Genomic DNA, 25,691 nt, shown 5'->3' with positions numbered 1-25,691 from the left:
GAATCCAACTATTCTTCGCTATCGTTCTCGTCTTCATCAGTTTCAACGATTTTTTCAAGACCGGAAAGCTTCTCGCCTTCACCCAGGTTAATCAGTGTCACGCCTTGTGCAGCGCGGCCCATATCACGAATTTCTTTGACGCGGGTACGGATCAATACACCACCGGTGGTAATCAACATGATTTCGTCATCTGCTGTCACCAATCTTGCTGCAACCGCCAAGCCGTTACGCTCGCTGATTGCAATCGCCTTCACGCCCTGTGTACCGCGACCGGAGTGACGGAATTCAGACAACACAGTACGTTTACCATAACCATTTTCGGTGGCAACCAATACTGATTGCTGATCATTTTCTGCAATCAGTAATGAAAGTACCTGCTGTTTGGCAGCCAGTTTCATACCGCGCACACCACGCGTCGCACGACCCATTGGGCGAACGTCATCTTCAGTAAACCAAACCGCTTTACCACCGTTGGAAACCAGCACAATGTCATTCTTGCCATTGGTGACTTCTGCACCAATCAGGTAGTCATTGTCATCGAGGTTAATCGCGATAATGCCGGATTTGCGCGGGTTGGAGAATTCAGTCAACGCAGTTTTCTTTACTGTACCCATGGCAGTCGCCATGAATACATAATGGTTTTCGTCAAACTCTTTCACCGGCAGGATAGCATTGATTTTCTCACCTTCTTCCAATGGGAACAGGTTCACAATCGGCTTGCCACGGCTAACGCGGCTACCTTGCGGCACTTCATAGACTTTGAGCCAGTAAACACGGCCACGACTGCTGAAACACAGAATGTAATCATGCGTGTTTGCCACAAACATCTTGTCGATAAAATCGTCTTCCTTAGTCGCTGCGGCTTGTTTGCCACGACCACCACGGCGCTGTGCACGGTACTCATCCAAAGGCTGGGATTTGATATACCCGGTATGTGACAACGTCACTACAACGTCTTGCGGTGTAATCAAATCTTCCAGCGACAGGTCTTGCGTATTGTGCTCAATCTCGGAACGACGCTTGTCGCCAAACTGTTTCTGGATTTCATTCAATTCCTCAACAATAATGGCCGTCACGCGTTCAGGTTTCGCCAGGATATCAAGCAAATCGGCGATGATATCCATCACCTCTTTATATTCGGTCACTATCTTGTCTTGTTCCAGGCCGGTCAGGCGTTGCAAACGCATCTGCAGGATTTCCTGCGCCTGCACATCTGACAAGCGATAGCCATTTGGCGTCAAGCCAAAGTCTACGGATAGTCCTTCTGGACGTGATGCTTCCATGGCTGCGCGCTTGAGCATCTCTTCCACCACAGTGGAATGCCAGTTGCGTGCCATCAATTCTTTTTTCGCTTCCGGTGGCGTTGGTGCGGCCTTGATGATGGCAATCATCTCATCCACATTAGCCAGGGCTACCGCCAGACCTTCGAGTACATGACCCCGGTCACGCGCTTTGCGGAGCTCAAATACAGTGCGGCGTGTAACGACTTCACGGCGATGGCGCAGGAAGGCTTCCAGCATCTGCTTCAGGTTGAGCAATCGTGGCTGACCATCCATCAGGGCAACCATATTCATGCCGAAGGTATCTTGCAGTTGCGTTTGCTTGTAGAGGTTGTTAAGAATTACCTCTGGCACTTCACCACGCTTAAGCTCGATCACCACGCGCATGCCGGATTTATCCGACTCGTCGCGCAGATCAGAAATGCCTTCTATTTTTTTCTCGTTAACCAGCTCGGCAATTTTCTCGATCAGGGTTTTCTTATTCACCTGATAAGGCAGTTCATCAATGATGATGGACTGGCGACCACCTTTATCCAGATCTTCAAAATGCGTGCGGCCACGCATCACGACACGGCCACGACCGGTGCGATATCCCTCTTTTACGCCAACGGTGCCATAAATAATACCGGCAGTCGGGAAGTCAGGTGCAGGGATGTACTCAATCAGCTCATCAATCGAAATTTCTGGATTTTTCAGCAGCGCGAAACAGCCGTTCAACACTTCATTCAGGTTGTGTGGAGGAATATTGGTCGCCATACCTACCGCAATCCCCGAGCTGCCGTTAATCAGCAGATTAGGGATTCGCGTTGGCATAATCAGCGGTTCTTGTTCGCTGCCATCATAGTTAGGGCCAAAATCGACGGTTTCTTTCTCGATATCTGCCAGCAGTTCATGGGCGATTTTGGACATGCGGATTTCTGTATAACGCATTGCCGCCGCGTTATCACCATCCACTGAACCAAAGTTACCTTGGCCATCAACCAGCATGTAACGCAAGGAAAAATGCTGCGCCATACGAACGATGGTGTCATACACCGCGGTATCGCCGTGCGGATGGTATTTACCGATCACGTCACCGACAATACGGGCAGACTTTTTGTATGGCTTGTTATAGTCATTGGATAGTTCGTGCATGGCAAACAATACACGCCTGTGTACTGGTTTGAGGCCATCACGCACATCTGGTAAAGCACGACCAACAATTACGCTCATCGCGTAATCAAGATAACTGCGGCGCATCTCGTCTTCGAGACTGATAGGCAGGGTTTCTTTAGCAAACTGATCGGGAGACTGACTCATTCTTGACCCATTTTATAGTTAAAAATTATCTCGCGATTTTAGCATATTTAGCAGACTCTGGCTGCTTAAAACGCGGCTAAAATGGCCTGGATCAGCCTTGCAGAAGTAAAAAACAAGTGCAAAATGCAGAATTAAATCTATCGTTTTACCTGCCCATATATGGAAACAATAAAACTCGGGATAATAAAAAACGGTTTATCGCATTACTCGTCTCCAGGTAGCGATAAACCGTTTGTTTTAAAGCTGGTGTTAAGCTTGCGACAGCAGCTGCAAGTCAGCTTTTAAATCTTCAACGTGCTCCAGCCCTACTGCAATACGCACCAGGTTATCTTTGATGCCAGCTTCTGCCCTGGCTTCGGCTGACACACGGCTATGCGTAGTGGTTGCCGGATGTGTGATGGTCGATTTCGCATCACCCAGATTAGCCGTAATTGAAATCAGCTTAGTGGCGTCAATTAACTCCCAGGCGGCCTCCTGCGCGTTTTGTCCGGCGCGTGGTTTAACCTCAAAAGTGACGATGCCACCACCTAATCTTTGCTGTTGTTGTGCTAACACATACTGCGGATGCGATGGTAAACCAGGGTAATAGACACGGGCTACTCGAGGCTGTTGTTCCAGCCACTGCGCTATCGCCAAGGCACGTTGCGCATGCGCTTCCATACGGATCTGTAGTGTTTCCATGCCTTTGACGAATACCCAGGCATTGAATGCACTCATGGTCACGCCTGCGGTACGCAAGAATCCATAGACCGGCTCCATCAAGGTCTTATTACCAAGCACAGCGCCGCCCAACACCCTACCCTGACCGTCAATATATTTAGTCGCAGAGTGAATCACAATATCGGCACCCAATTTCAATGGCTGTTGCAAAGCCGGGGTGCAGAAACAATTATCAATTGCCAGGTAAGCGCCTGCAGCATGGGCTATTTCAGCCAGCTTAGCAATATCGCCTACTTCGGTCAGCGGATTAGAAGGCGTTTCGGCAAAAAACAATTTGGTATTGGGTTTTGCAGCGGCTTTCCATGCGTCAGTATCGGTAAGTGATACCAATGTCACCTCCAACCCCCAACGTTTAAGGATATTCGAAAATAACTGCACGGTGGTACCAAACACACTGCGCGAAGCCACCACATGGTCGCCCGCACTACAAATACCCATGATGCAGGCCAAAATTGCCGCCATGCCGCTGGCGGTGGCCACGCATTGTTCGGCACCTTCCAAAGCGGCCAGCTTATCCTGAAACATAGTCACGGTCGGGTTGGTGAAGCGCGAGTAAATATTGCCAGGCTCTGTGCCGCCAAATCTTGCCGCTGCCTGGGCTGCATTTTTAAAACGGAAACTGGAGTTCAGGAACAGGGCTTCAGAATTTTCACCAAACTCGGTTGTCAGCGTGCCAGCACGTACTGCCAGCGTTTCCAAATGGTATTGATCACTCATTTTGTTAATCTTCCAACTATCTTAATCTTTAACGACACATTTAACTTTACAAGGTATGCAGCCAATAAAAAACCCGCTTCAGCATTGCGCTAAAACGGGTTTTTGGGCTCTCGCTTTAGCAGGATTTATAATGCGCTCGCAAGCTGAGTTCGGCTTCGTTTAAAGTTCGCCACTCAAATCAGCGCAATTTCATTAGACGCCATCTGATGGCGCCTGTCAAGGGCTAATCTACCCCAACCAGATCGGTTGATAACAAATTCAAATCCAGTTGCGTAGTTGAATTTGGTGGCGGTTGTTTTTTGTTGAAATCGCTACGCGCCGCCTCAATACGGTTCAGGTAAGCCGCATCAATATCACCAGTCACGTACTTGCCATCAAAACAGCTACAATCGAATTCTGTCAGGTGTGGGTTGGACTTGGTAATGCTCTCTTTTAATGCATCCAGGTCTTGGTAAATCAATGCATCAGCACCAATCTCGGCACAAATTTCTTCATCGGTACGATCAGTTGCCAACAACTCGTCACGACTAGGCATATCAATACCATATACGTTAGGGTAACGTACCGGCGGCGCGGCAGAAGCGAAATACACTTTGTTTGCACCGGCATCACGCGCCATCTGTACAATCTGCTGTGATGTGGTGCCACGCACAATCGAATCATCGACCAGCAAAACGTTTTTACCTTTGAACTCAATGCCGATCGGGTTCAGTTTCTGGCGTACCGATTTTTTACGTAATGCCTGGCCTGGCATAATAAACGTACGGCCAATATACCGGTTTTTGATAAACCCTTCGCGGTAATCCAGGCCCAGTGAAATCCCTAACTGCAAGGCGCTCGGGCGGCTGGTATCAGGGATAGGAATCACAACATCAATCTGTTTGTCAGCCCATTCGCGCTTGATTTTTTCGCCTAGCAAAGTACCCATGTCCAGGCGGGTTTGGTAAACAGAAACACCATCAATCACTGAGTCTGGGCGTGCCAGGTAAACATATTCAAAAATACAGGAGGTCAGTTTAGGATTTTGCGCACATTGACGGCTGAACAAATTGCCATCCATATCGATAAATACTGCCTCGCCCGGCTCAACATCACGTAACAGGGTAAAGCCCAACACATCCAAGGCAACGCTTTCAGAAGCCACGATATATTCAGTACCTTTGCTGGTTTCCTGCTTGCCTATCACCAACGGGCGAATGCCATGCGGATCGCGGAATGCCAGCAAACCAAAGTTAGCGATCATGGCAACCACTGCATAAGCGCCTTTACAGCGCCTGTGTACGCCAGAAACCGCATCAAATACCATGTCGCTGTTCAACAAGGCATTTTTGGAGGTATCTTCAATCTCATGCGCCAACACATTCAACAACACTTCCGAATCGGAGCTGGTGTTGATATGACGCAGATCTTGCCTGAACATTTCAGATTTAAGCTGCTCAGAATTGGTCAGGTTGCCATTGTGGCCAAGCACAATGCCGAAAGGTGAGTTAACATAAAACGGTTGCGCTTCAGCCGCACTGGAAGAGCCAGCCGTCGGATAACGCACATGCGCTATGCCGACATTACCGGCCAGATTGCGCATATGACGGGTATGAAATACGTCTTTAACCAGTCCGTTATTTTTATGCATATGGAAAGTATTACCATCGCAAGTCACAATCCCTGCAGCGTCTTGCCCGCGATGCTGTAGCACCAGCAACCCGTCATACAACAACTGGTTCACCGGGTTTTTACCTACAATACCGATAATTCCACACATAGCGACATCCTATTCCAAGACTAGATTACAAATTAAATGAGGGATTCATCTGCCTGCTCATGTTCCAAATGCACATGCTCGGCAATACTAGATGGTATCCATGGCAGCAAATTCAAGACCAGCACTTCAACGGGGGCACTCAACATGGCGTTGGTCCAGCGTGGGTCTTTGGGAATATCCGTCATCGCCGCAAGCATCGCCAGTATGCAGACGATCAATACACCTTTAACTGCACCGGCAAGACCACCCAGCACGCGATTTAGGCCACCCAAACCTACTGCCTTGATCAGGGTGGTCAGTAATAAAGCTAACAAGGTGCATAAAAACAGCACAGATAAAAATACTAGCAAGAATGCAGCAATCGCTTTCACCGCTTCACCAGGCACTTGCTCCGGGATATAGCTGATAACCTCACTGTTAAATTTGTTGGCCAGATAAAATGCCAGTGCCCAGCCGATAACCGAAAAGAACTCGCGGATAGCGCCGCGCATTAATCCAACCAGAATGGAAAAGCCAATAATACCAAGTACAAAATAATCAAAAATGGTCATTGCCTGATTCAGGATTTCGCAACTATTCCGCTAAAACCGGCAGCTTCCAGCTTTTTCAATGCTGCTGCCGCTTCATTTCGTGTCGCATACGTGCGCGACCGTAACCGTAACTTATTGCCAGCGGCATCGACTTTATCCGTCGCTGCTTCAAAACCGGCCTGTTTCAATTTGCCTTGCAGGTTTTCGAGGTTATTCGGGTCAGAGAACACGCCAAACTGCACATAGAATTTACCTGATGATTTATCGGAAGAATTAGGCTCTTCTTTAGATTTCGCCGCCGCAACTTTAGGTTCAACTTTAGGTTCAACTTTAGGTTCAACTTTAGGTTCAACTTTAGGTTCAACTTTAGGTTCAACTTTAGGTTCAACTTTAGGTTCAACTACTGGAGCAGGCTTAGCAGTAGCTGTTTCAGCAACCGCCACTTGCGCAGGCACTGCTTTGGCTGGTTTGTTTGGTGCTGGGGGCGTTACAGGCACTTCTTCGATATGTGCTGCAGGTGTTTCTACCGCAGGCGTTGTCTGAGTGGCGGCATTTGCAGCAGGTGCAGCAGCCTCTACCTCAAGTTCAACATCCTCATCCGGTAATTCAAGTATCGGTTCGCGGTTAGCTTGTTGATTGACGACGGTAATCTCAACATCGTCATGCGCAGGTTCAACGACTCTGTCTTTCAGGACGAAAGGCAATACGATCAACATCAGAATAACCAGGGTGATGGCACCCACCAGCCGCCTGCGGGCTGTTTTCTTAAGGGTCAGTTCTTTGTCTGTCACACTATCTCTTGCCATGTTGTCTTAAATTCTCACTCACATCATTTCACATATTGCTAGTCAACAGCTAGCTTGATGAAGTCCATTGGTCAGGTGTTATTTCCAGGATGGCAGCCACAGTGAAAAATGAGCCGAACACAATAATTTTATCATTTTTTGCTGCTTTTTTATAACAGCTTCTTAATGCCGTTGGCAGGTCAGGATGTGTCTTCAATTGCTGATCAGAAACTTTGTGGCTCAGGCACTGCTTAAGATAATCAACACTGGCGGCACGCGGATGCTGGATAGGCGCGATTTCCCACTCATCGATGACATCATGCAGAATATCTACCACACCGGCGATATCCTTGTCTGACAACATGGAAAATACGGCAACAACCTTACAACCGTCGGCGCTCAGTTGTTGCAAATTACTGCGCAAAGCACGAGCAGCATGCGGGTTATGTGCTACATCCAGAATCACATCCGGCGAGCGATGCCAATATTGAAAACGACCCACCACTTTTGTCGAGGTCAACCCTTGTCGTAAATCGTCGTCTGTCACTGGTAATTTAGATTGTAGTGCGCGCACTGCATAAATCACGTTGGCGGCATTTTGCCACTGATAATCACCAAACAATGGTAGCGAACCAATGGCCAGTGAGCCATGAGCGTCACTATATTGCGTATCCACTAAGTCCATGCGGTAATCCACACCATAGCGTTTTAATTGCACACCTAGTGATTCAGCATAATTCAGGAGAGAAATTGGAGGTTGTACATCGCCACAAATGGCAATCTGGTGTTTACGGTAAATGCCTGCTTTTTCATGGCCGATCAATTCGCGGGTGTCACCCAAAAACTCCATATGATCAAGGTCAACATTAGTCACAATAGCGCAATCGGCATCGACAATATTGACGGCATCCAGCCTGCCGCCGAGCCCTACTTCGAGAATAACGACATCCAGAGGCTGCTGCTCAAACGCCCACAATGCCGCCAGTGTACCCATCTCAAAATAAGTCAAAGATATATCTTCGCGCGCTTTTTCTACGGCGGTGAATGCTGCGCATAAAACGTCATCGGCAATCAACTCGCCATTTAAGCGGACGCGCTCTTGATATTGCACCAGATGCGGTGAAGTGTAACAGCCGACACGGTAGCCAGCTGTAGCATAAATGCCTTCGAGCATGGCACATGTAGAGCCTTTACCATTGGTACCACCGACGGTGACCACGGTAAAAGGAAATTTCAGATGTAAGCGTGCGGCTACCGCTTGTACCCGTGACAATCCCATTTCTATCGATTTGGGATGTAATGACTCTATGAAGCTAAGCCAAGCCTCGACTGTGACAGGAAGCTCGGGCATATGTGAAGACATCAGGCAACTTTAGCAATATTCATAAAACCGGCCAGCAACTGGCTTAATTTTGCGCGCATTTCTCGGCGGTCAACAATCATATCAATCGCGCCATGCGTTAGCAGGAACTCTGCACGCTGGAAGCCTTCAGGAAGGGTTTCGCGTACTGTTTGCTCAATGACGCGCGGCCCAGCAAATCCGATTAGCGCATTTGGTTCGGCAACAATCACATCACCCAGCATGGCAAAACTCGCAGAAACGCCACCCATGGTTGGGTCAGTCAGGACTGAGACATAAGGCAAGCCAGCTTCAGAAAGTTTAGTCAGTGCTGCGCTGGTCTTGGCCATTTGCATTAATGACAGCAAACCTTCCTGCATGCGCGCCCCGCCACTGGCAGAAACACAGATAAAAGCGCATTTGTTTTCAATAGCAGCCTGCACGCCACGGACAAAGCGCTCGCCGACTACAGAACCCATAGAGCCGCCCATAAACTTAAACTCGAACGCAGCCACGACAACCGGTACGCGCTCAACCGTACCGCGCATGACGATCAATGCATCTTTTTCTTTCACGTCGCGTTGTGCGCTGCGCATACGTTCAGTATAGGTCTTGCTATCCTTGAATTTCAAGGCATCGACTGGCGTGACATCGGCACCAATTTCAACGCGGCTTTCCGGATCCAGAAACACATTCAGACGCGCGCGGGCCCCCAATCTGTGATGATGGCCACACTGGGGACATACCTCCAGGTTTGCATCCAGATCAGTACGATACAGCACGGTCTGGCAGGCATCACATTTATGCCAAAGTCCTTCCGGCATATTGCGGCGCTCGCCGCTTACCGCACGTTTGATTTTTTGAGGAATTTTGTCTAACCAGCTCATAGTCTCTCCTGCTCAAATAATGTGATGCCCCTAAACGGAGTCAATCGCAGTACGTAATTCTTTCATCAAGGCTTGCACATTCGGAATCAGGTTGTGTTCATCTGACTGCTCGATTGCCAGAACCATACGGCTACCTACCACTACCGCATCAGCAATCGCAGATACCTCACGTGCAGTCTCGGCATCTTTCACGCCAAATCCCACGCCAATAGGCAAATCAGTACTACCACGGATTTCAGCCACACGTTTTTTTACTTCAACGATGTCAAGATTACCTGCGCCGGTAACGCCTTTAAGCGATACGTAATACAGGAAACCTGTTGCCTGCTTGACAATTAATTCGGTACGCGATGGCTCGGTAGTCGGGGACAGCAGAAAAATACTATCAATGCCGGCTGCCGCCAGTTGCTTATTGAAGTCTTCACACTCTTCAGGCGGGTAATCAACAGTCAATACGCCATCGACACCGGCTTCTTTGGCTAAATTCACAAACTGTAATACACCCATTGCCTCGATAGGGTTAGCATAGCCCATCAGAACAATGGGGGTTTTCTGATTGGTTTCGCGGAAATCTTTCACCATCGCCAGCACTTTGCGCAAGCCCATCTTATGCATCAACGCACGCTCACTTGCACGCTGAATCACCGGGCCATCTGCCATCGGGTCAGAAAAAGGCACGCCCAACTCAATCACATCGGCACCGGAGTCAACCAAAGCATGCAATAAAGGTACGGTCTGGTCTGGGTGTGGATCTCCAGCGGTGAAGTAAGGGATCAGCGCTTTTTTACCTTGCGCTTTTAATTCAGCAAAAACGGATTGAATGCGTGACATAGCAAAAAATTCTTTTTTCTAATGGATGGGCTATTTATAGTCTGGACTAGCTAATTGGCTGCATCAGAGTGTGATGTTAGATAGCTTAGCAACGGTATTAATATCTTTATCACCGCGTCCTGACAGATTCACAAGCACCACTTGGTCCGGTGACATTGTTCTAGCCAGTTTTTCTCCATAAGCCAAGGCATGGCTTGATTCCATTGCCGGAATAATGCCTTCGGTACGACAGAGCTGGTGAAATGCATGCATGGCTTCGTCATCTGTGATCGCCACATATTCAGCGCGTTTGATATCTTTTAACCATGCATGCTCCGGGCCTACTCCCGGATAGTCGAGGCCAGCTGAGATAGAGTGTGTTTCAACGATATTGCCGTCTTCATCCTGCATCAGGTAAGTACGGTTGCCATGCAATACACCAATTGGGCTGTTCGCAGTTAGGGGAGCAGCATGGCTTCCGGTTTCAAGCCCATGCCCTGCTGCTTCTACGCCAATCAGGCGCACGCCTTCAACATCAATGTAGGGATAAAAAATCCCCATCGCATTGGAACCACCGCCCACACAGGCCACCACAGCATCAGGCTGGCGACCCATCATTTCCTGCATTTGCTGTTTGGCTTCAATACCGATCACCGCCTGGAAATCGCGCACCATCATCGGATAAGGATGCGGACCGGCAACTGTGCCGATAATGTAAAACGTATTGGAGATATTAGTAACCCAGTCACGCATTGCTTCATTCAGTGCGTCTTTCAGGGTTTTAGAGCCGCTTTCAACCGGGATAACTGTTGCACCCAGCAGTTTCATGCGAAATACATTAGGTGCCTGGCGTTTCACATCCTCGGCGCCCATGTAAACCACGCATTCCAGGCCCAAACGAGCAGCGATGGTTGCGGTTGCCACGCCATGCTGCCCTGCGCCTGTTTCTGCAATCACGCGCGGCTTACCCATACGTTTGGCCAACAAAGCCTGGCCTATGGTGTTATTGATTTTGTGCGCGCCAGTATGATTTAAATCTTCGCGCTTAAGATAGATCTGGGCACCGCCGATTTTATCGGACAAGCGCTTGGCATGATAAATCGGGCTTGGACGGCCAACAAAATGTTTGAGATCGTAAGCAAATTCAGCTAAAAACTCGGGATCATGGCGATACTTTTCATACATCAGCCGCAGCTCTTCCAGTGCTTCTACCAAAGTTTCCGCGACGAAAATTCCACCAAATGGACCAAAATGACCATGTTTATCTGGCATGTCATACACTTGCATGCGTTACTCCGTATATCGTTCTGTTATTCAAACCGCCCCAGTGCATACCTTCTCAACCTGCATTGCGTCTTGCATCGTATTGGGTAACCTGCTGCATAAATGCTGCTATTTTTTCTGGGGATTTAATCCCTTTTTGCGCCTCTACACCACCGCTCACATCCACGGCATAAGGCTGAACCTGTTGCAATGCATCAGCGACATTCAGAGGATTTAATCCACCAGCCAAAACCAGTGGTTTTTTTAACCCGGCAGGGATCAATCCCCAATCAAATGTCTGGCCTGTCCCCCCAACTGCTTTTTCTGAAAAAGTATCCAGCAATAAGGCGGAAGCCGACGCAAAATCAAGCTCGCATTGTACCAAACTTACATCCGGTTTGACGCGGATTGCTTTGTAATATGGCAGATTAAATTTCTCGCAATAGTCCGCCGCTTCGTCGCCATGAAACTGCAGGCAATCCAGAGAAGTTGTATCTATCACCTGTTGCACCTCGCTGGCAGAAGCATTCACAAAAAGGCCAACCTTACCAACATAAGGCGGTAAATTTTTAATGATAGCCTGCACCTGGGCTGCGCTTACAGCACGCGGACTTGGCGCATAAAAGACAAATCCGAGAGCATCAGCTCCGGCATCAATAGCCGCCCAAGCATCCTCCTGCCTGGTAATGCCACAAATTTTAACTCTGGTTCTTTTCATATGCCTCATGGACCTTATTTAGTCCCACTTTGTTTCACAGGGTGGCAGTTGCCAATGCGTATCATAGGTCACGCCCGTAAAGTACAAGCCATCCGGCATAAACGTGGGGGGTGAAAGCGTTCTATCTTTACGCTGGAGCAACTCAGCAAATTCGGCGACCGTCAGTTTGCCTTGACCGACATAGACTAATGCCCCGACGACATTACGTATCTGGTGTTGCAGAAAAGCATTTGCCTGAAAGCTGAAAACTATATGTTTGCCTTGCTGGTTTACTTCGGCACGGTGCATGGTGCGTATCGGGGAACTCGCCTGACATTCACTGGCGCGAAACGCACTGAAATCATGCTCGCCTAATAAGAATTCGGCGGCAAGTTGCATCGGTGCAATGTCCAGCGGTCTATGGTACCAGCCTACACGACCGTGCTGGCTCGCTGGTGCCACGGCATGGTTATAGAGCACATATTGGTAACTGCGTGCCTTGGCGCTAAATCGGGCATGAAAATCATCAGCGACTTCGCGCGCCCACAAGATGCGGATCCATGGTGGCAAATGCGCATTGGTACCACGAACCCAGGCACTTTGTGGCCGTGCTACCGTCGTTTCAAAATGGGCAACCTGCATTAACGCATGGACACCGGTATCAGTCCGGCCAGCCGCATGCAGCCTTACCGGTTCACCACCAACCATTGCTATGGCATGCTCAATTGCATCCTGTACCCCACGGCCATTAGGCTGGCTTTGCCATCCCTGAAAATAAGCACCATGATATTCAATGCCAATCGCAATTTTCATGGCGCATAGTATAAGGGCTGTCAGGTATAACACCTAATAGCGCAAAGCTTTGAATCAATATTTTCTTATTCGTGCTGGCTTTTGGCTGATCCATACCATTGCTATGCGTCAACTTCATCTTCAAACAAAAAGGCCGGAAAACCCGGCCTTGTTTTATGCAACTTTTGCAAGCAACTCACTAGCTCGTTGCCGCTGGCGTTCACCACCCTCGGTAAGCACTTCTTCGATCAATTCCTTGGCGCCTATCATATCTTCCATATCGATGTAGGCCTGGATCAAATCCAGCTTGGTATTAACCTCTTCTGGCTCACCATCAAACTCAACCAGGCTTTCCTCAGGCTTTTCTGTGACATCCAGTGAAATTTCAGGGAAAGCGGTCTCGGTACTGAAGGTTTCGGCAGGTACGCGGCTGAGCACTTCGTCATCCACATTGTCGAGGCGGATATCATCGATATCGAGTGCATCATCTTCTTCGGCAGTCTTGATAGTCTTATCATTTGGCCCTCCCAGCTCCAGCGAAAGCTCAGGTAGAGATTCAAACACAGCATCATCCGATGATAGCGTCTGCTCACCTGTCGCCTGTGTAGCAGCCTGATTATCTCTGACTGAACTTGAAGACTCGTCATCAAGATTCAGGGAGGGTAAGTCGAGCGCTTTTGGTGTTAGCTCTGCATCAACCACTGCATTTGGCGCCGATGTCTGCTCAATTGTTTCTTTTTCAGAGCTTCGTTCAAAGCGAAGTTCAGTATTAAGGTCTGGTTTCTCAGAGTCCTCGGACTGAGGTGCTTTTTCGTTAGCCAGAATATTTTCTTGCTGAACAGGCTCGATGATTAAATCGTCTGCAGGCGTTTCTAGCAATTCCGGCAAATTATCTGCAGGTTTGTTATCAGGATTATCAAAGTCTGTTTGTAATTCTGCAAATTTTTCCGGTTTAGTTTCTGTCAGTGCCGGTTTAGTTTCTGTCAGTGAGGGTTCAGTCAATGTATTTACGGTTGATGAATCTTCAGTCGAAACTTCTACGCCTGCATTGCCCGCATTATCAGTATTATTTTTTTTGCTATCATCAGATGGTTCGAATTCAAGCGCTGGCGCTTCAAAATTGAAGTGGTAGCCTTGATCTGCACTATCTGCTTCAACCACGGGTGTTTCGAGGCCGGTATTATCAAGCGCCGGCATCTGGTAAAGTGAATTTTCAGGATCCAGCTTCTGCCCCATCGCCACTACTTTGGACCAGGTCTGGTCATTAGGGCCGACATTGGCGTAAATCTCCCCAGCCAATGATTCAAATGCTCCCTTGTTAGCCGTGCTTTGGTAAATTTCAAGCAGCTTTAACTTGAGCTCCTGACGTTCGGGATCTTTTTGAATCGCATCCTTGAGAATTTCTTCTGCCTGCGCATCACGACCGTAAGCCATGTAGACTTCGGCTTCAGCGATCGGGTCGACATCGTGTGAGTCGATCATCCCGCCTACACCACTTTGCGAGAAGTCGGTCAAGAAAGAAGTGTCTCCAGAAGCAGCCTGCGTATCACCAAATACAGTGTTATTCTGCATTTCAGTCGCTGGGGAGGTCAGGATCGCATCTTCAAAGGTATCAATTTCTTTTTTACGGCGAATGCGGATCAGTGCCCAGATACAAATCAAGATAGGTAAAGCAATCAAGGCCCATGGCAATACGGGACTGATTCCTTTCAAGCGCGCCATCAGCACATGCATGAAAGAAAGCTGCTCTGCTTCAATAGCAGGCTCAACCGGAACAGGTTCTGTATTCGCTTTAGGCGAATCCTGAACAGCGGGTGCCGGTTTGCTTTCGGCGGGTACTGCAGGCGTTTCAGTGGCCTGAGTGGCAGATACTTCAGTTTTGGATTCCGGGCCTTGGGCTTCAGGTGTTTTGGTATCAGGAGCCGTAGCTTGTGCAGCATTTTTCTCCGCCTGCGCCATGGCATTATTTTTCATCTCTACCAGTTTTTTCATGTCGGCGACTTGTTTTTCAAGCGCTGCGGCACGCGATTGCTCTTCCTTGATAGCGTTTTCTTTAGCGATGGCTTCTTCCTTGGCAGCATTTTCCGAAGTTTTAGAAGCGGCTTTATCGGTTTGGGTGCCAGACTTTTCATCGCCGGCAGACAGCTTCAGTGTATCTTTGCCTGCTGGTATTTGTGGTACCGGCTTGTCCTGTGCACTACCAATTTTGCCAGCGGATTGCTGGGTGTTACCGCCAGTTTCACTGGCAGCAGATTTTTCCACTACATTGGACAAGGCATTTTTATACGCCAGCCAATTTGTATTGTGTTCGGCCACCAGATTTTTGGCTTGCTGGTTGCTGATGGCATTTAAAGTGTCTTGATCCGGCATGCGGATGATCTTGCCCACTTTCAAACGGTTCATGTTTTTACCATCAAACGCATCCTGGTTTGATCGGTAAAGCGCCGCCAGCATTTGCTCGACACTGACGTTATCCGGTTTCATTTGCCGCGCGATGGCATACAGCGTATCACCTCGGTCAGTGGTGAGTGGGTCCGGCGTATCAACGTTTTCAGCTGATGGTTCAGGTTTGGGCGTTGGCTTGGGAGCCACGGCACGGTTAGCTGGCGACTTTTTCGAAGCAGGCTTGCTTGTAACAGGCTGTTCAATGTCGGCTGCAGGCACCGTTTCCACTTTAGGTGTTTGAGCGGGGGCTTGTGGTTGACCGGTGACGGGCAACCCTGATGATTCAGACACGTAGTTAGAATTAAATCCAGGAGGGTCCAGCAAGAGGGTGTATTCTTTGACCAGTCGCCCGGTCGGCCAATCTACCTGGATCAGCATATCCAGGAAAGCTTCGGTAATCGGTTGTGAACTGGTAAGCTTGAGGATGGGCTGACCCTTGCTATTGTTGCCCACCTCAATCTGAATATATGGGTAAGAAGCAGGTTTTTCCAGCATCTGATCCTGGTACACCTGATCAGCGGCTAGCGCGGCCTGGATACTATTTAATTCGCCTGGCGCAACCGCCAGCAATTCAATTTCTGCATTTAGTGGCTCCCCCAGTTTTGAAGTGGAGGTCATTGTTCCCAGACCTGCAGCGTGCGCAACAATTGCTGCGCTCAAGCTCAACCCCAGACTTAATGTAAAGGCTAATTTTTTTAATTTAAATTTAGGCACCGTTTAACCCTTGTCATTCATGGCGATTGTCAACATAGCATCAATCAGTAAGCCACGCAAGCACGCCAATTGCCACCCTGCTTGCCACAAACTTACCTTGCTTGGACTCTATCATCCATTAAACCTGAATGCATGCAAAACAAAAGCCCGAAAAGACCATGATTTTATTAACAAATCATGGCTTTACGGGCTGCAATTTAATTAATTACTTAAGCTTCAACCAGAATACGTAACATACGACGCAGAGGTTCTGCTGCACCCCAGAGTAACTGGTCGCCAACGGTAAAAGCTGACAGGTATTCGCCACCCATGGCCAGCTTGCGCAAACGGCCAACCGGGGTTGTTAACGTACCCGTCACGGCCGCTGGCGTTAATTCACGCATGCTGACTTCGCGCTCATTAGGAATCACTTTGGCCCACTGGTTGGCTTCTGCCAGCATCTGGTTGATTTCATCCAGCGGCAGATCCTGGCGCAACTTCAGGGTTAAGGCTTGTGAATGGCAACGCATTGCACCAATGCGCACGCACAGACCATCAATCACAATCGGGTTGGCTTCACGGCCCAGAATCTTGTTGGTCTCTACACCGCCCTTCCATTCCTCCTTGCTTTGGCCGTTACCCAGATCCTTATCAATCCACGGGATCAGGCTACCAGCCAAAGGCACGCCAAAATTAGAAATAGGTAAATCAGCGCTCCGAATAGTATCGGCTACAGTTTTATCAATCTCAAGAATCGCAGAAGCAGGATCGCCCAACAGATTCGCCGCTGATGCATGAATCACGCCCATTTGTGAAATCAACTCACGCATGTTTTGCGCACCGGCACCTGAAGCTGCCTGATAAGTCATCGAAGTGGCCCATTCCACCAGATCCGCCTTGAACAGACCGTTCAAAGCCATCAGCATCAGGGAAACCGTACAGTTACCACCAATCCAGTTTTTGCCGCCCTGGCTCAATGCATCCTTGATCACATGCATATTGACCGGGTCAAGAATCACCACTGCATCTTTTTCCATACGCAAAGTAGAAGCGGCATCAATCCAGTGACCATTCCAGCCACTACTCCGCAACTGCGGAAAAATCTCGCTGGTGTAATCACCGCCCTGGCAAGACACAATCGCATCCATCTTGCTCAGTTCAGCAATATCCTTGGCATCTTTTAGCGCAGGCGAATCCTTGCCAACCTTGGGAGCAGCTCCACCCGTTTGTGATGTAGTGAAAAACTGCGGATCAATATCTGCAAAATCGCTCTCTTGCACCATGCGTTGCATGAGCACAGAGCCCACCATACCGCGCCAACCTACAAACCCTACTTTTAACATGTGATCTCGTTATTCTCGCCGGTCATCCCAGCATCAAAACATTATTCGGAGGCCTTTTTCTGCACAGCTTCACCAGCTTTTTCCATATCCTTGCCCACACCGTTCATGGTATTGCAACCTGCCAACACCATCGTCACAACCAATAGCATCATTAACATTTTCATTTATTTTCTCCTTAAAATTAATCTCTGAAATTACCAAACTTCAACGGAAAATCCGTCACACTCTTTTTAACATACGCAATGGCATCCTGCAATAAATCGCGCTTAGCACCATTAACCCGCACTGTATCGCCTTGAATAGTGGCTTGCACTTTCATTCCGCTGTCTTTGATCAGCTTGGTGATTTTCTTGGCTAAGTCGCTATCAATACCATCTTGCACGCGCAGATCCTGTTTCACCTTGTTACCTGAGACTTTTTGTACGTCCTTGTGTTCAAGTCGCTTGGAAGACTCCGGTTCTTTCTTTTCCATTGCTGGAAGCAAAATATCTTTTATCTGGTCCAGTTGAAAATCATTGTCACCAAACAAGGTAATGACCTTGTCTTTTTCGTTAAATTCGACTTTGGCAGATGTACCTTTGAAATCGTAACGATTGGTGATCTGTTTAATTGAAGCATCAATCGAGTTTTTTAAGTTGACCATATCAACTTCAGAAGTAATATCAAAACTGGGCATCTTTGAAAACCTTTCAAGCGATGGCAGAGCAAGGCGTTAGCGCGCAGGCAGTACATTAAGTACGACAAGCGCTAACAACACCGCTCTGCCGAGCAATCACACAATTATTCGAAATGGCAAACGTAGTCTACAGTCTCTAACACTTCAATATCAAAAGACGAATTACCCGCCACAGTGAATTTCTCACCTGCTTTATAAGTGGTCCAGTTTTCTTCATCTTTCAAGCGCACTTTACAGACACCATCATTAATTTCCATCAATTCTGGCGAGCCGGTATTGAAGGTCAAAGTGCTCGGGAAAATTACACCCACGGTACAGCGTGTACCGTTCGGAAACAGCACAGTGTGGCTCACACACTTGCCATCAAAATAAACGTTTGCTTTCTTTTTAACGCTGACATTATCAAATTGTGCCATTTTAAATTCCTGATTAATTTCAATGTGTCGCCAATAAAAGCGCGACTATATCACACCTGAAAACTGAGCGAGCGCGATGCAATGCAAGGCGCGCTCTGCCCGTTTACATCGCAGCCACGATCTGATCACCCATTTCAGAACAGGAAACACGCTTGGTGCCCTCTTCATAGATGTCACCGGTACGGTAGCCTGCTGCCAACACTTTCTTCACTGCGTTTTCAATGCGGGTCGCCGCAGCTTCGTTATCAAAGCTGTAACGCAACATCATGGCCGCAGACAAAATAGTCGCAATCGGGTTCGCCAGGTTTTTACCAGCGATATCCGGCGCAGAACCGTGTGATGGCTCGTACAAGCCCTGCTTGCTCTCATTCAGCGAAGCAGACGCCAGCATGCCAATCGAGCCAGTCAGCATGGAAGCTTCATCTGACAAGATATCGCCAAAGATATTGCCCGTCACCATCACATCAAACTGTTTAGGATTGCGGATCAACTGCATGGCTGCGTTATCCACGTACATATGGCTCAATTCCACTTCCGGATACTCTTTCGCGACATCAATCACAATCTCTTTCCAGAATTCAGTAGTTTCTAGTACGTTAGCCTTGTCTACTGAACACAGTTTTTTCCCGCGTTTCATGGCGATTTCAAACGCCACATGCGCAATGCGACGCACTTCCGGCTCGCTGTAGATCATGGTGTTGAAACCTTCACGCACGCCTTCTTCATTAGTCCGAATGCCACGTGGCTGGCCGAAATAGACATCACCGGTCAATTCACGCACGATCATGATATCAAGGCCGGCAACTACTTCCGGTTTCAAGGTTGACGCATTCGCCAGCTCAGGGAATAGCACAGCCGGACGCAGATTGGCAAACAAACCCAAGTCTTTACGAATAGCCAGTAATCCGCGCTCAGGACGCAATGGGCGGTCTAAAGTGTCATACTGCGGGCCACCAACAGCGCCCAGCAACACGGCATCCGCAGCCCTACAGATTTTCTGCGTAAATTCAGGGTATGGGTGACCGTACTGGTCATAAGCCTGACCGCCCAAAGGAGCCTCAGTGAAAGTCATGTCCAGGCCGTCTTTTTTCAATACTTCCAGCACGCGCAAGGCTTGTGCAACGATTTCAGGGCCGATGCCGTCACCGGGTAAAACTGCAATATTTAATGCCATTTTTAAAGAATTCCTTTTTTTAAAAATTTTCAGACCGCAAACCGTCGCGAGCGCTTTATATTCAAGGCGCACGGCGCGCATGAAATGAGACAGTACGATAAGTACGGCGAGTTTCAGAGCACCGCGCAACGCAGAAGATAAAGTGCGCAGCAGGTTTTAGGCGAATAGCCAGGGTTGGGCGGCTTTATGTTTGATCTCAAATGCCTTGATCTCATCCGCATGCTGCAAGGTCAGGCCGATTTCATCGAGGCCATTCAGCAGGTTGTGCTTACGGGTCGGGGTGATCTCAAAGCTGAATGACTGACCTGAAGGCGTAGTCACCGTTTGTGAAACCAGATCGACGTTCAGCGAGTAACCCTCATTTGCCAGGCACTCTTTGAACAGGATATCTACTTGTTCGGCTGAAGCGACTATCGGCAAGATACCGTTTTTGAAACAGTTATTAAAGAAGATATCGGCAAAACTAGGCGCAATAATCACGCGGAAACCCTGGTCTTCAATCGCCCATGGCGCATGCTCACGTGATGAGCCACAACCGAAATTATCACGCGCCAGCAATACTTGCGCACCTTGATAGCGCGGCTGGTTGAGCACGAAATCCTTATTCAAAGGACGTGTGCTGCAATCCATGCCAGGTTCGCCATAGTTGGTATAACGCCATTCATCGAACAAGTACGGGCCAAAGCCTGAACGTTTGATGGATTTCAGGAATTGCTTTGGAATAATCGCATCAGTATCGACGTTTGCGCGATCCAGAGGACAAACCAGGCCGTTAATAGTGGTAAATGCTTTCATAGGGTGTTCTCCTTTATACGCTGCGCACATCAACGAAATGACCGGCAATCGCAGCTGCTGCTGCCATTTCCGGGCTCACCAGATGCGTGCGTCCACCAGGGCCCTGACGGCCTTCAAAGTTACGGTTAGAGGTTGAAGCACAGCGCTCACCCGGCTCCAGGCGGTCAGCATTCATAGCCAGGCACATGGAACAGCCTGGCTCACGCCATTCAAAACCTGCATCAATAAATACTTTGTCCAGGCCTTCAGCCTCGGCCTGGCGTTTCACCTGGCCGGAACCAGGCACTACCATCGCCAGTTTGATATTGCCAGCAACTTTTTTGCCTTTGGCAACACTGGCTGCAGCGCGCAGATCTTCAATACGTGAGTTGGTACAGGATCCAATAAATATTTTATCCAGCCGAATTTGATCAAGCGGTGTATTGGCATCCAGTCCCATGTACTTCAGGGCATTTTCGATACTGGTACGCTTGGTCGCATCGCCTTCCTGTTGCGGATCCGGCACATTCGATCCGATCGGCAACACTTGTTCAGGCGAAGTACCCCAGGTCACTTGTGGCGCGATTTCAGCACCTTTCAGTTCAACTACCGCATCATATTGTGCATCTGCATCGGATTGCAGAGTTTTCCAGTACGCCACCGCCCTGGTCCAGTTTTCACCTTTGGGGGCATGCAGACGGCCTTCAAGATAAGCAGCGGTTTTCTCATCCGGTGCCACAATACCGGCACGTGCACCTGCTTCGATCGCCATATTACACAGCGTCATACGGCCTTCCATGGATAAACCACGGATGACTTCGCCACCAAACTCAATCGCATAACCAGTACCGCCGGCGGTACCTATTTTGCCGATAATCGCCAGCGCAACGTCTTTAGCAGTCACGCCTTTACCAAGCTGACCATCCACTTTCACCAGCATGCGTTTGGACTTTTTAGCCACCAGTGTTTGCGTAGCCATCACATGCTCAACTTCAGAAGTGCCTATGCCATGTGCAAGCGCACCAAATGCACCATGGGTTGAAGTATGGCTATCGCCACACACCACTGTCATACCAGGCAGGGTCGTACCGTTCTCAGGCCCGATCACATGGATAATGCCTTGATCCTTGTTTTTGAAAGGAAAATACACCAAGGCACCAAATTCCTTGATATTGCTATCCAGTGTTTCCACCTGCAGGCGCGAGATTGGGTCTTCAATCCCTTTATCCCAATCTTTGGTCGGCGTGTTGTGATCAGGGTTAGCCACGATGGATGAATTGCGCCATGGCTTACGGCCAGCGATGCGGAGCCCTTCAAAGGCTTGCGGGCTGGTGACTTCATGCACCAGATGGCGATCGATATAAATCAGACAGGTGCCGTCTGGTTCCTCACGCACCACATGTGAATCCCATAATTTGTCGTATAGCGTTTTGCCTGCCATGACTGTTCCTTTCAAATCCAAGCTATCAAATCTTAATAAATTGATAAAACACGCGCAGAATACCTAAATTTTAATACCCTTACAAGAAGATGATTTATACTAGTATTGACACTAATAGGATAATAAAATCAAATGGATACAAGACGTCAGGAACTGGCTGAATTTCTGCAAGCTATGCGCCAGCGCGGCAGTCCTGAAGAATTCGGTTTTCCCTCAGGCTCTCGCCGCCGCACACAAGGCCTGCGTCGTGAAGAAGTCGCGCAATTGGCGGGCATCAGTGCCACCTGGTATACCTGGATTGAACAGGCACGCGAAATCAATGTGTCGTCAGAAGCCTTGGACAGACTAGCGACTGCTTTAAAACTCAGCAAAACCGAGCGCAGTTATTTATTTGATATGGCCGACCGGCGTGATCCGCAGGCGCATCAGAGCGAAGTCGATACCGCCCCTGAAACATTAGTGGGTATCTTAAATCAGATACAGGTTCCCGCTTACATCATGGGTCGCACGTGGGATATCCTGGCCTGGAATCAGGCCGCTACCAACCTGTTTAGCGGATTGCTGGATATTCAATGGCCCGAAGGTCAGCACCCTAACCTGCTGCGGTTTGTGTTCGCCAATCCTGCCGCCAGGCAATTTGTTGTTAACTGGGAGATGCGTAGTCGCCGCCTTGTCGCCGAATTCAGGGCCGATTGCCGTTCGCGGTTGGAAGAACCGGAAGTGAAACAGCTGGTGGATGAACTCAGTACCAGCAGCGCTGAATTTGACCGCTTCTGGAAACAGCATGATGTGCTGGAAAGACAAGGCGGAAAACGTGAATTTCAGCATCCTGATTTAGGATTGATCCAGTTTCAGCAAGTGACATTGAGACTGGTTGAACAGGAGCAACTTAAACTGGTGTTACTGCAACCCACCTAACAATGAATGCAATTACACCTTTTTCGTCTTGAAAAGCTTGTATTCAATCGCATCTTTTAATGCCAACCACGAAGCTTCGAGAATGTCTGATGAGACGCCTATCGTGGTCCAGTTGGTCTGCTGGTCAGTAGATTCGATCATGACCCGCACTTTAGCCGCCGTGGCCAGGTTCGAATCCAGCACACGTACTTTATAATCTATCAGTTTGATGTCTTTGATGATGGGGTAAAAAGGTTCCAGTGCTTTGCGCATCGCCTTATCCAGTGCATACACCGGCCCATCACCATAAGCGGTCACTTCCGCTTCCTGGTTATCTACATAAATATGCACGGTAGCAGAAGAGTTGATGCCATTTATCGATGGTTCATGAATGTACACACTATATTGTTTCAACCTGAAAAACGGTTGAAACTTACCCAGCAGCTTTTGCATCAGCAAATCAAATGAGCTTTCTGCACTCTCAAACTGGTAGCCTTCATGCTCCAGTGCTTTCAGGTGTTCAAGTATCTGGATAGCCTCATCAGACTCTTTGGTCAGGGTCGGATCTATCTGTTGCAGTTTATTCAGGATCGCCCCGCGCCCTGCCACCTCAGACACCAGAATATGGCGTTCATTGCCGACCATATGCGGGCTGACATGCTCATAAGACTTGGGGTTTTTATTCACAGCATCAATGTGCATACCGCCTTTGTGAGAAAAAGCATCGTGGCCGACATAGGGTGCTTTATCATTAAAAGTGACGTTTGCGACTTCGCTTACAAAGCGCGCAGCGGCTGTAAGTTCAGCCAGCTGGGCTGAAGAAATGCATTCACGCCCTAGTTTCAGCTGCACGTTTGGAATGATGGACACCAGATTGGCATTGCCACAACGCTCACCTATGCCATTGATGGTGCCTTGTACCTGCACTGCACCTGCTTGCACCGCAGCGACAGAATTTGCCACTGCCATCTCGCAATCATTATGGCAATGAATACCGATTTCTAAACTGGGGAAACGCGTAACAACTGTTTGGGTGATTTCAAAAATCTCGTTGGGAAATGTCCCGCCATTGGTATCGCACAATGCCAACACATTCGCACCGGCATCAGCCGCTGCCTGCAAGGTATTCAATGCGTACTCGGGATTTGCTTTGTAGCCATCGTAGAAGTGCTCGGCATCGAACACAATCTCTTTATTTTGCGCTTTGAGAAAGGCAATCGTGTCGCCTATCATCGCCAGGTTTTCCTCCAGCGTGGTACGCAGGATATCGGTCACCTGGTAATCCCAACTCTTGCCAAAAATAGCGACCGCTTGGGTATTGGCTGATAACAGGGACTGCAGGTTTTTATCTTCGGCAGCTGTAATCCCAATTCGGCGCGTGCTGCCAAACGCAATGATCTTGGCGTGTTGTAAATTCAGCTCGCCGACGCGTGCGAAAAACTCTAAATCTTTTGGGTTGGAACCGGGGTTGCCGGCTTCGATGTAGCCTATGCCTAACTTGTCCAGGCGTTGCACGATTTTGAGTTTATCCTCGACTGAAAATGAAACACCCTGCGCTTGTGCTCCATCGCGCAGGGTTGAATCATAAGCAATCACACGTTGCCTGGACATAAGGATTATTTGTTTGCGGTCATTTTTTGCGGTTATGCAAATTCGCTGCAATACGCATACGCAAAGCATTCAGCTTGATAAAGCCGCCGGCATCTTTCTGGTCGTAGGCGCCTTTGTCATCCTCAAAGGTAGCAATAGTAGAGTCAAACAGCGAATCTGTTTTACTGTCACGGCCTACCACAATCACATTGCCTTTATACAGCTTCACGCGCACCCAGCCATTGACTGTCGCTTGCGTGTGGTCGATTAATGTTTGCAGCGCAAGACGCTCCGGGCTCCACCAGTAACCGTTGTAGATCAGGCTGGCGTAGCGTGGCATTAAATCATCTTTCAGGTGCGCGACTTCGCGGTCCAGTGTGATGCTTTCAATCGCACGGTGTGCCTTGAGGATGATGGTACCGCCAGGGGTTTCATAGCAGCCACGTGACTTCATACCGACATAACGGTTTTCCACCAGATCCAGGCGGCCAATGCCGTGTTTGCCACCAATACGGTTAAGTTCTGCCAGGATTTCATGCGCTTTCAAGGCTTTGCCATTCAGGGCTACGATATCGCCGTTCTTGAATTCGATATCCAGGTATTCAGCGCCATCAGGCGCTTTCTCAGGCGACACTGTCCAGCGCCACATATCTTCCTCGGCTTCGGCAGAAGGGTCTTCCAGGTGACGGCCTTCGTAAGAAATATGCAGCAAATTAGCATCCATAGAATATGGACTGCCGCCTTGCTTATGCTTCATTTCAACCGGGATGCCATGTTTTTCGGCGTAAGCCAGCAGTTTTTCGCGGGACAACAAATCCCATTCACGCCACGGGGCGATGATCTGGATATTCGGGTTAAGCGCATAAGCACCCAGTTCAAAACGCACCTGATCGTTACCTTTACCGGTCGCACCATGTGAAATGGCATCGGCTTTGGTTTCATTAGCGATTTCAATCAGGCGCTTTGCAATCAATGGACGTGCGATAGACGTACCCAGCAGGTATTCGCCTTCATATACAGTATTGGCACGGAACATAGGAAACACGAAGTCACGCACAAACTCTTCGCGCAGGTCATCAATGTAGATTTCCTTGACGCCAAACTTTTGCGCTTTCTCGCGCGCCGGTTCCAGCTCTTCACCCTGGCCCAGATCAGCAGTAAATGTCACCACTTCACATTGATAGGTGTCTTGCAACCACTTCAAGATCACGGAAGTATCCAACCCGCCGGAGTAGGCCAATACCGCTTTTTTAATATCGCTCATTTAAATAAATCCCAAACTGAAATCATCAGGCTTGTTTTATCAAGCCACTTTTCCCAATAATAAATATTCCATCAACGCTTTTTTGGTATGCCGCCTGTTA

General features: G+C 48.7%; 22 protein-coding genes. 1 reads left to right on the top strand and 21 read right to left on the bottom strand.

Annotated elements, in window-relative coordinates; translation table 11 throughout:
• Positions 1 to 8 precede the first annotated feature (8 nt).
• The 19 genes from gyrA to leuC all read right to left on the bottom strand — a co-directional run bounded on the left by gyrA (position 9) and on the right by leuC (position 21,840).
• Positions 9 to 2,579 (bottom strand): DNA gyrase subunit A, encoded by a 2,571-nt coding sequence (gene gyrA / locus ASG34_RS13175; protein ID WP_055831269.1) that lies wholly within the window; start codon positions 2,577 to 2,579, stop codon positions 9 to 11.
• A 249-nt stretch (positions 2,580 to 2,828) separates the two neighbouring features.
• On the bottom strand, positions 2,829 to 4,016 hold the full coding sequence (locus tag ASG34_RS13170) for an O-succinylhomoserine sulfhydrylase (RefSeq protein ID WP_055831267.1): 1,188 nt from the start codon (positions 4,014 to 4,016) through the stop codon (positions 2,829 to 2,831).
• 223 nt (positions 4,017 to 4,239) lie between these two features.
• A complete protein-coding gene (purF, locus tag ASG34_RS13165) occupies positions 4,240 to 5,775 on the bottom strand; it encodes an amidophosphoribosyltransferase (protein ID WP_055831265.1) in 1,536 nt (511 codons plus the stop codon).
• A gap of 32 nt (positions 5,776 to 5,807) precedes the next feature.
• A complete protein-coding gene (locus tag ASG34_RS13160) occupies positions 5,808 to 6,326 on the bottom strand; it encodes a CvpA family protein (protein ID WP_055831263.1) in 519 nt (172 codons plus the stop codon).
• An 8-nt stretch (positions 6,327 to 6,334) separates the two neighbouring features.
• Positions 6,335 to 7,111 carry an SPOR domain-containing protein gene (locus ASG34_RS13155; protein WP_055831261.1) on the bottom strand — a complete coding sequence of 259 codons (777 nt, stop codon included), beginning with the start codon at positions 7,109 to 7,111 and terminating at the stop codon, positions 6,335 to 6,337.
• A 49-nt stretch (positions 7,112 to 7,160) separates the two neighbouring features.
• Positions 7,161 to 8,453 carry a bifunctional tetrahydrofolate synthase/dihydrofolate synthase gene (folC, locus tag ASG34_RS13150; RefSeq protein WP_200934479.1) on the bottom strand — a complete coding sequence of 431 codons (1,293 nt, stop codon included), beginning with the start codon at positions 8,451 to 8,453 and terminating at the stop codon, positions 7,161 to 7,163.
• Positions 8,453 to 9,316 (bottom strand): acetyl-CoA carboxylase, carboxyltransferase subunit beta, encoded by an 864-nt coding sequence (accD, locus tag ASG34_RS13145; RefSeq protein WP_055831257.1) that lies wholly within the window; start codon positions 9,314 to 9,316, stop codon positions 8,453 to 8,455. Before accD ends, folC begins: the two co-directional genes overlap by 1 nt.
• Positions 9,317 to 9,346: 30 nt before the next feature.
• Positions 9,347 to 10,147 carry a tryptophan synthase subunit alpha gene (gene trpA, locus ASG34_RS13140; RefSeq protein WP_055831255.1) on the bottom strand — a complete coding sequence of 267 codons (801 nt, stop codon included), beginning with the start codon at positions 10,145 to 10,147 and terminating at the stop codon, positions 9,347 to 9,349.
• Between the two features lie 63 nt (positions 10,148 to 10,210).
• Complete coding sequence (gene trpB, locus ASG34_RS13135) at positions 10,211 to 11,413, bottom strand: tryptophan synthase subunit beta (RefSeq protein WP_055831253.1); 1,203 nt, start codon at positions 11,411 to 11,413, stop codon at positions 10,211 to 10,213.
• 52 nt (positions 11,414 to 11,465) lie between these two features.
• Positions 11,466 to 12,107: a phosphoribosylanthranilate isomerase gene (locus tag ASG34_RS13130; protein ID WP_055831250.1), complete on the bottom strand. Its 642-nt coding sequence runs from the start codon at positions 12,105 to 12,107 to the stop codon at positions 11,466 to 11,468.
• Between the two features lie 18 nt (positions 12,108 to 12,125).
• On the bottom strand, positions 12,126 to 12,899 hold the full coding sequence (gene truA, locus ASG34_RS13125; RefSeq protein WP_055831248.1) for a tRNA pseudouridine(38-40) synthase TruA: 774 nt from the start codon (positions 12,897 to 12,899) through the stop codon (positions 12,126 to 12,128).
• A 153-nt stretch (positions 12,900 to 13,052) separates the two neighbouring features.
• Complete coding sequence (locus tag ASG34_RS13120; protein ID WP_235559811.1) at positions 13,053 to 15,983, bottom strand: FimV/HubP family polar landmark protein; 2,931 nt, start codon at positions 15,981 to 15,983, stop codon at positions 13,053 to 13,055.
• 263 nt (positions 15,984 to 16,246) lie between these two features.
• On the bottom strand, positions 16,247 to 17,359 hold the full coding sequence (gene asd, locus ASG34_RS13115) for an aspartate-semialdehyde dehydrogenase (RefSeq protein ID WP_055831245.1): 1,113 nt from the start codon (positions 17,357 to 17,359) through the stop codon (positions 16,247 to 16,249).
• Positions 17,360 to 17,400: 41 nt separating this feature from the next.
• Positions 17,401 to 17,523 carry an entericidin A/B family lipoprotein gene (locus ASG34_RS13885; protein WP_156376489.1) on the bottom strand — a complete coding sequence of 41 codons (123 nt, stop codon included), beginning with the start codon at positions 17,521 to 17,523 and terminating at the stop codon, positions 17,401 to 17,403.
• A gap of 17 nt (positions 17,524 to 17,540) precedes the next feature.
• Positions 17,541 to 18,035 carry a YajQ family cyclic di-GMP-binding protein gene (locus ASG34_RS13110; RefSeq protein ID WP_055831243.1) on the bottom strand — a complete coding sequence of 165 codons (495 nt, stop codon included), beginning with the start codon at positions 18,033 to 18,035 and terminating at the stop codon, positions 17,541 to 17,543.
• Positions 18,036 to 18,139: 104 nt separating this feature from the next.
• Positions 18,140 to 18,451, bottom strand: a complete 312-nt coding sequence (gene ppnP, locus ASG34_RS13105) for a pyrimidine/purine nucleoside phosphorylase (protein ID WP_055831241.1) — start codon at positions 18,449 to 18,451, stop codon at positions 18,140 to 18,142.
• Positions 18,452 to 18,554: 103 nt separating this feature from the next.
• Positions 18,555 to 19,625 carry a 3-isopropylmalate dehydrogenase gene (gene leuB / locus ASG34_RS13100; protein ID WP_055831239.1) on the bottom strand — a complete coding sequence of 357 codons (1,071 nt, stop codon included), beginning with the start codon at positions 19,623 to 19,625 and terminating at the stop codon, positions 18,555 to 18,557.
• Between the two features lie 156 nt (positions 19,626 to 19,781).
• Positions 19,782 to 20,420, bottom strand: coding sequence for a 3-isopropylmalate dehydratase small subunit (gene leuD / locus ASG34_RS13095; RefSeq protein WP_055831237.1), 639 nt, complete (start codon positions 20,418 to 20,420; stop codon positions 19,782 to 19,784).
• 13 nt (positions 20,421 to 20,433) lie between these two features.
• Positions 20,434 to 21,840: a 3-isopropylmalate dehydratase large subunit gene (gene leuC / locus ASG34_RS13090; RefSeq protein WP_055831235.1), complete on the bottom strand. Its 1,407-nt coding sequence runs from the start codon at positions 21,838 to 21,840 to the stop codon at positions 20,434 to 20,436.
• Between the two features lie 132 nt (positions 21,841 to 21,972).
• On the opposite strand from leuC, the gene ASG34_RS13085 reads away from it, so the two are divergent.
• Entirely contained in the window at positions 21,973 to 22,758 is a 786-nt protein-coding gene (locus ASG34_RS13085; protein WP_055831233.1) for a helix-turn-helix transcriptional regulator, read from the top strand.
• Between the two features lie 12 nt (positions 22,759 to 22,770).
• Here the strand turns inward: ASG34_RS13085 and cimA are convergent, their stop codons facing one another.
• Both cimA and ASG34_RS13075 read right to left on the bottom strand, forming a co-directional pair.
• Positions 22,771 to 24,348, bottom strand: a complete 1,578-nt coding sequence (gene cimA, locus ASG34_RS13080) for a citramalate synthase (protein WP_055831231.1) — start codon at positions 24,346 to 24,348, stop codon at positions 22,771 to 22,773.
• A gap of 19 nt (positions 24,349 to 24,367) precedes the next feature.
• The gene (locus tag ASG34_RS13075) at positions 24,368 to 25,591 is read right to left on the bottom strand and encodes an argininosuccinate synthase (RefSeq protein WP_055831228.1); all 1,224 of its coding nucleotides are present in this window, start codon (positions 25,589 to 25,591) and stop codon (positions 24,368 to 24,370) included.
• Between the last annotated feature and the right edge of the window lie 100 nt (positions 25,592 to 25,691).

This window comes from Methylophilus sp. Leaf416 (genome assembly GCF_001424665.1).
In the GTDB taxonomy this organism is placed as follows: Bacteria; Pseudomonadota; Gammaproteobacteria; order Burkholderiales; family Methylophilaceae; genus Methylophilus.
The sequence above is the reverse complement of the archived record's forward strand: the minus strand, read 5'-3'. Positions and strand labels throughout refer to the sequence as shown.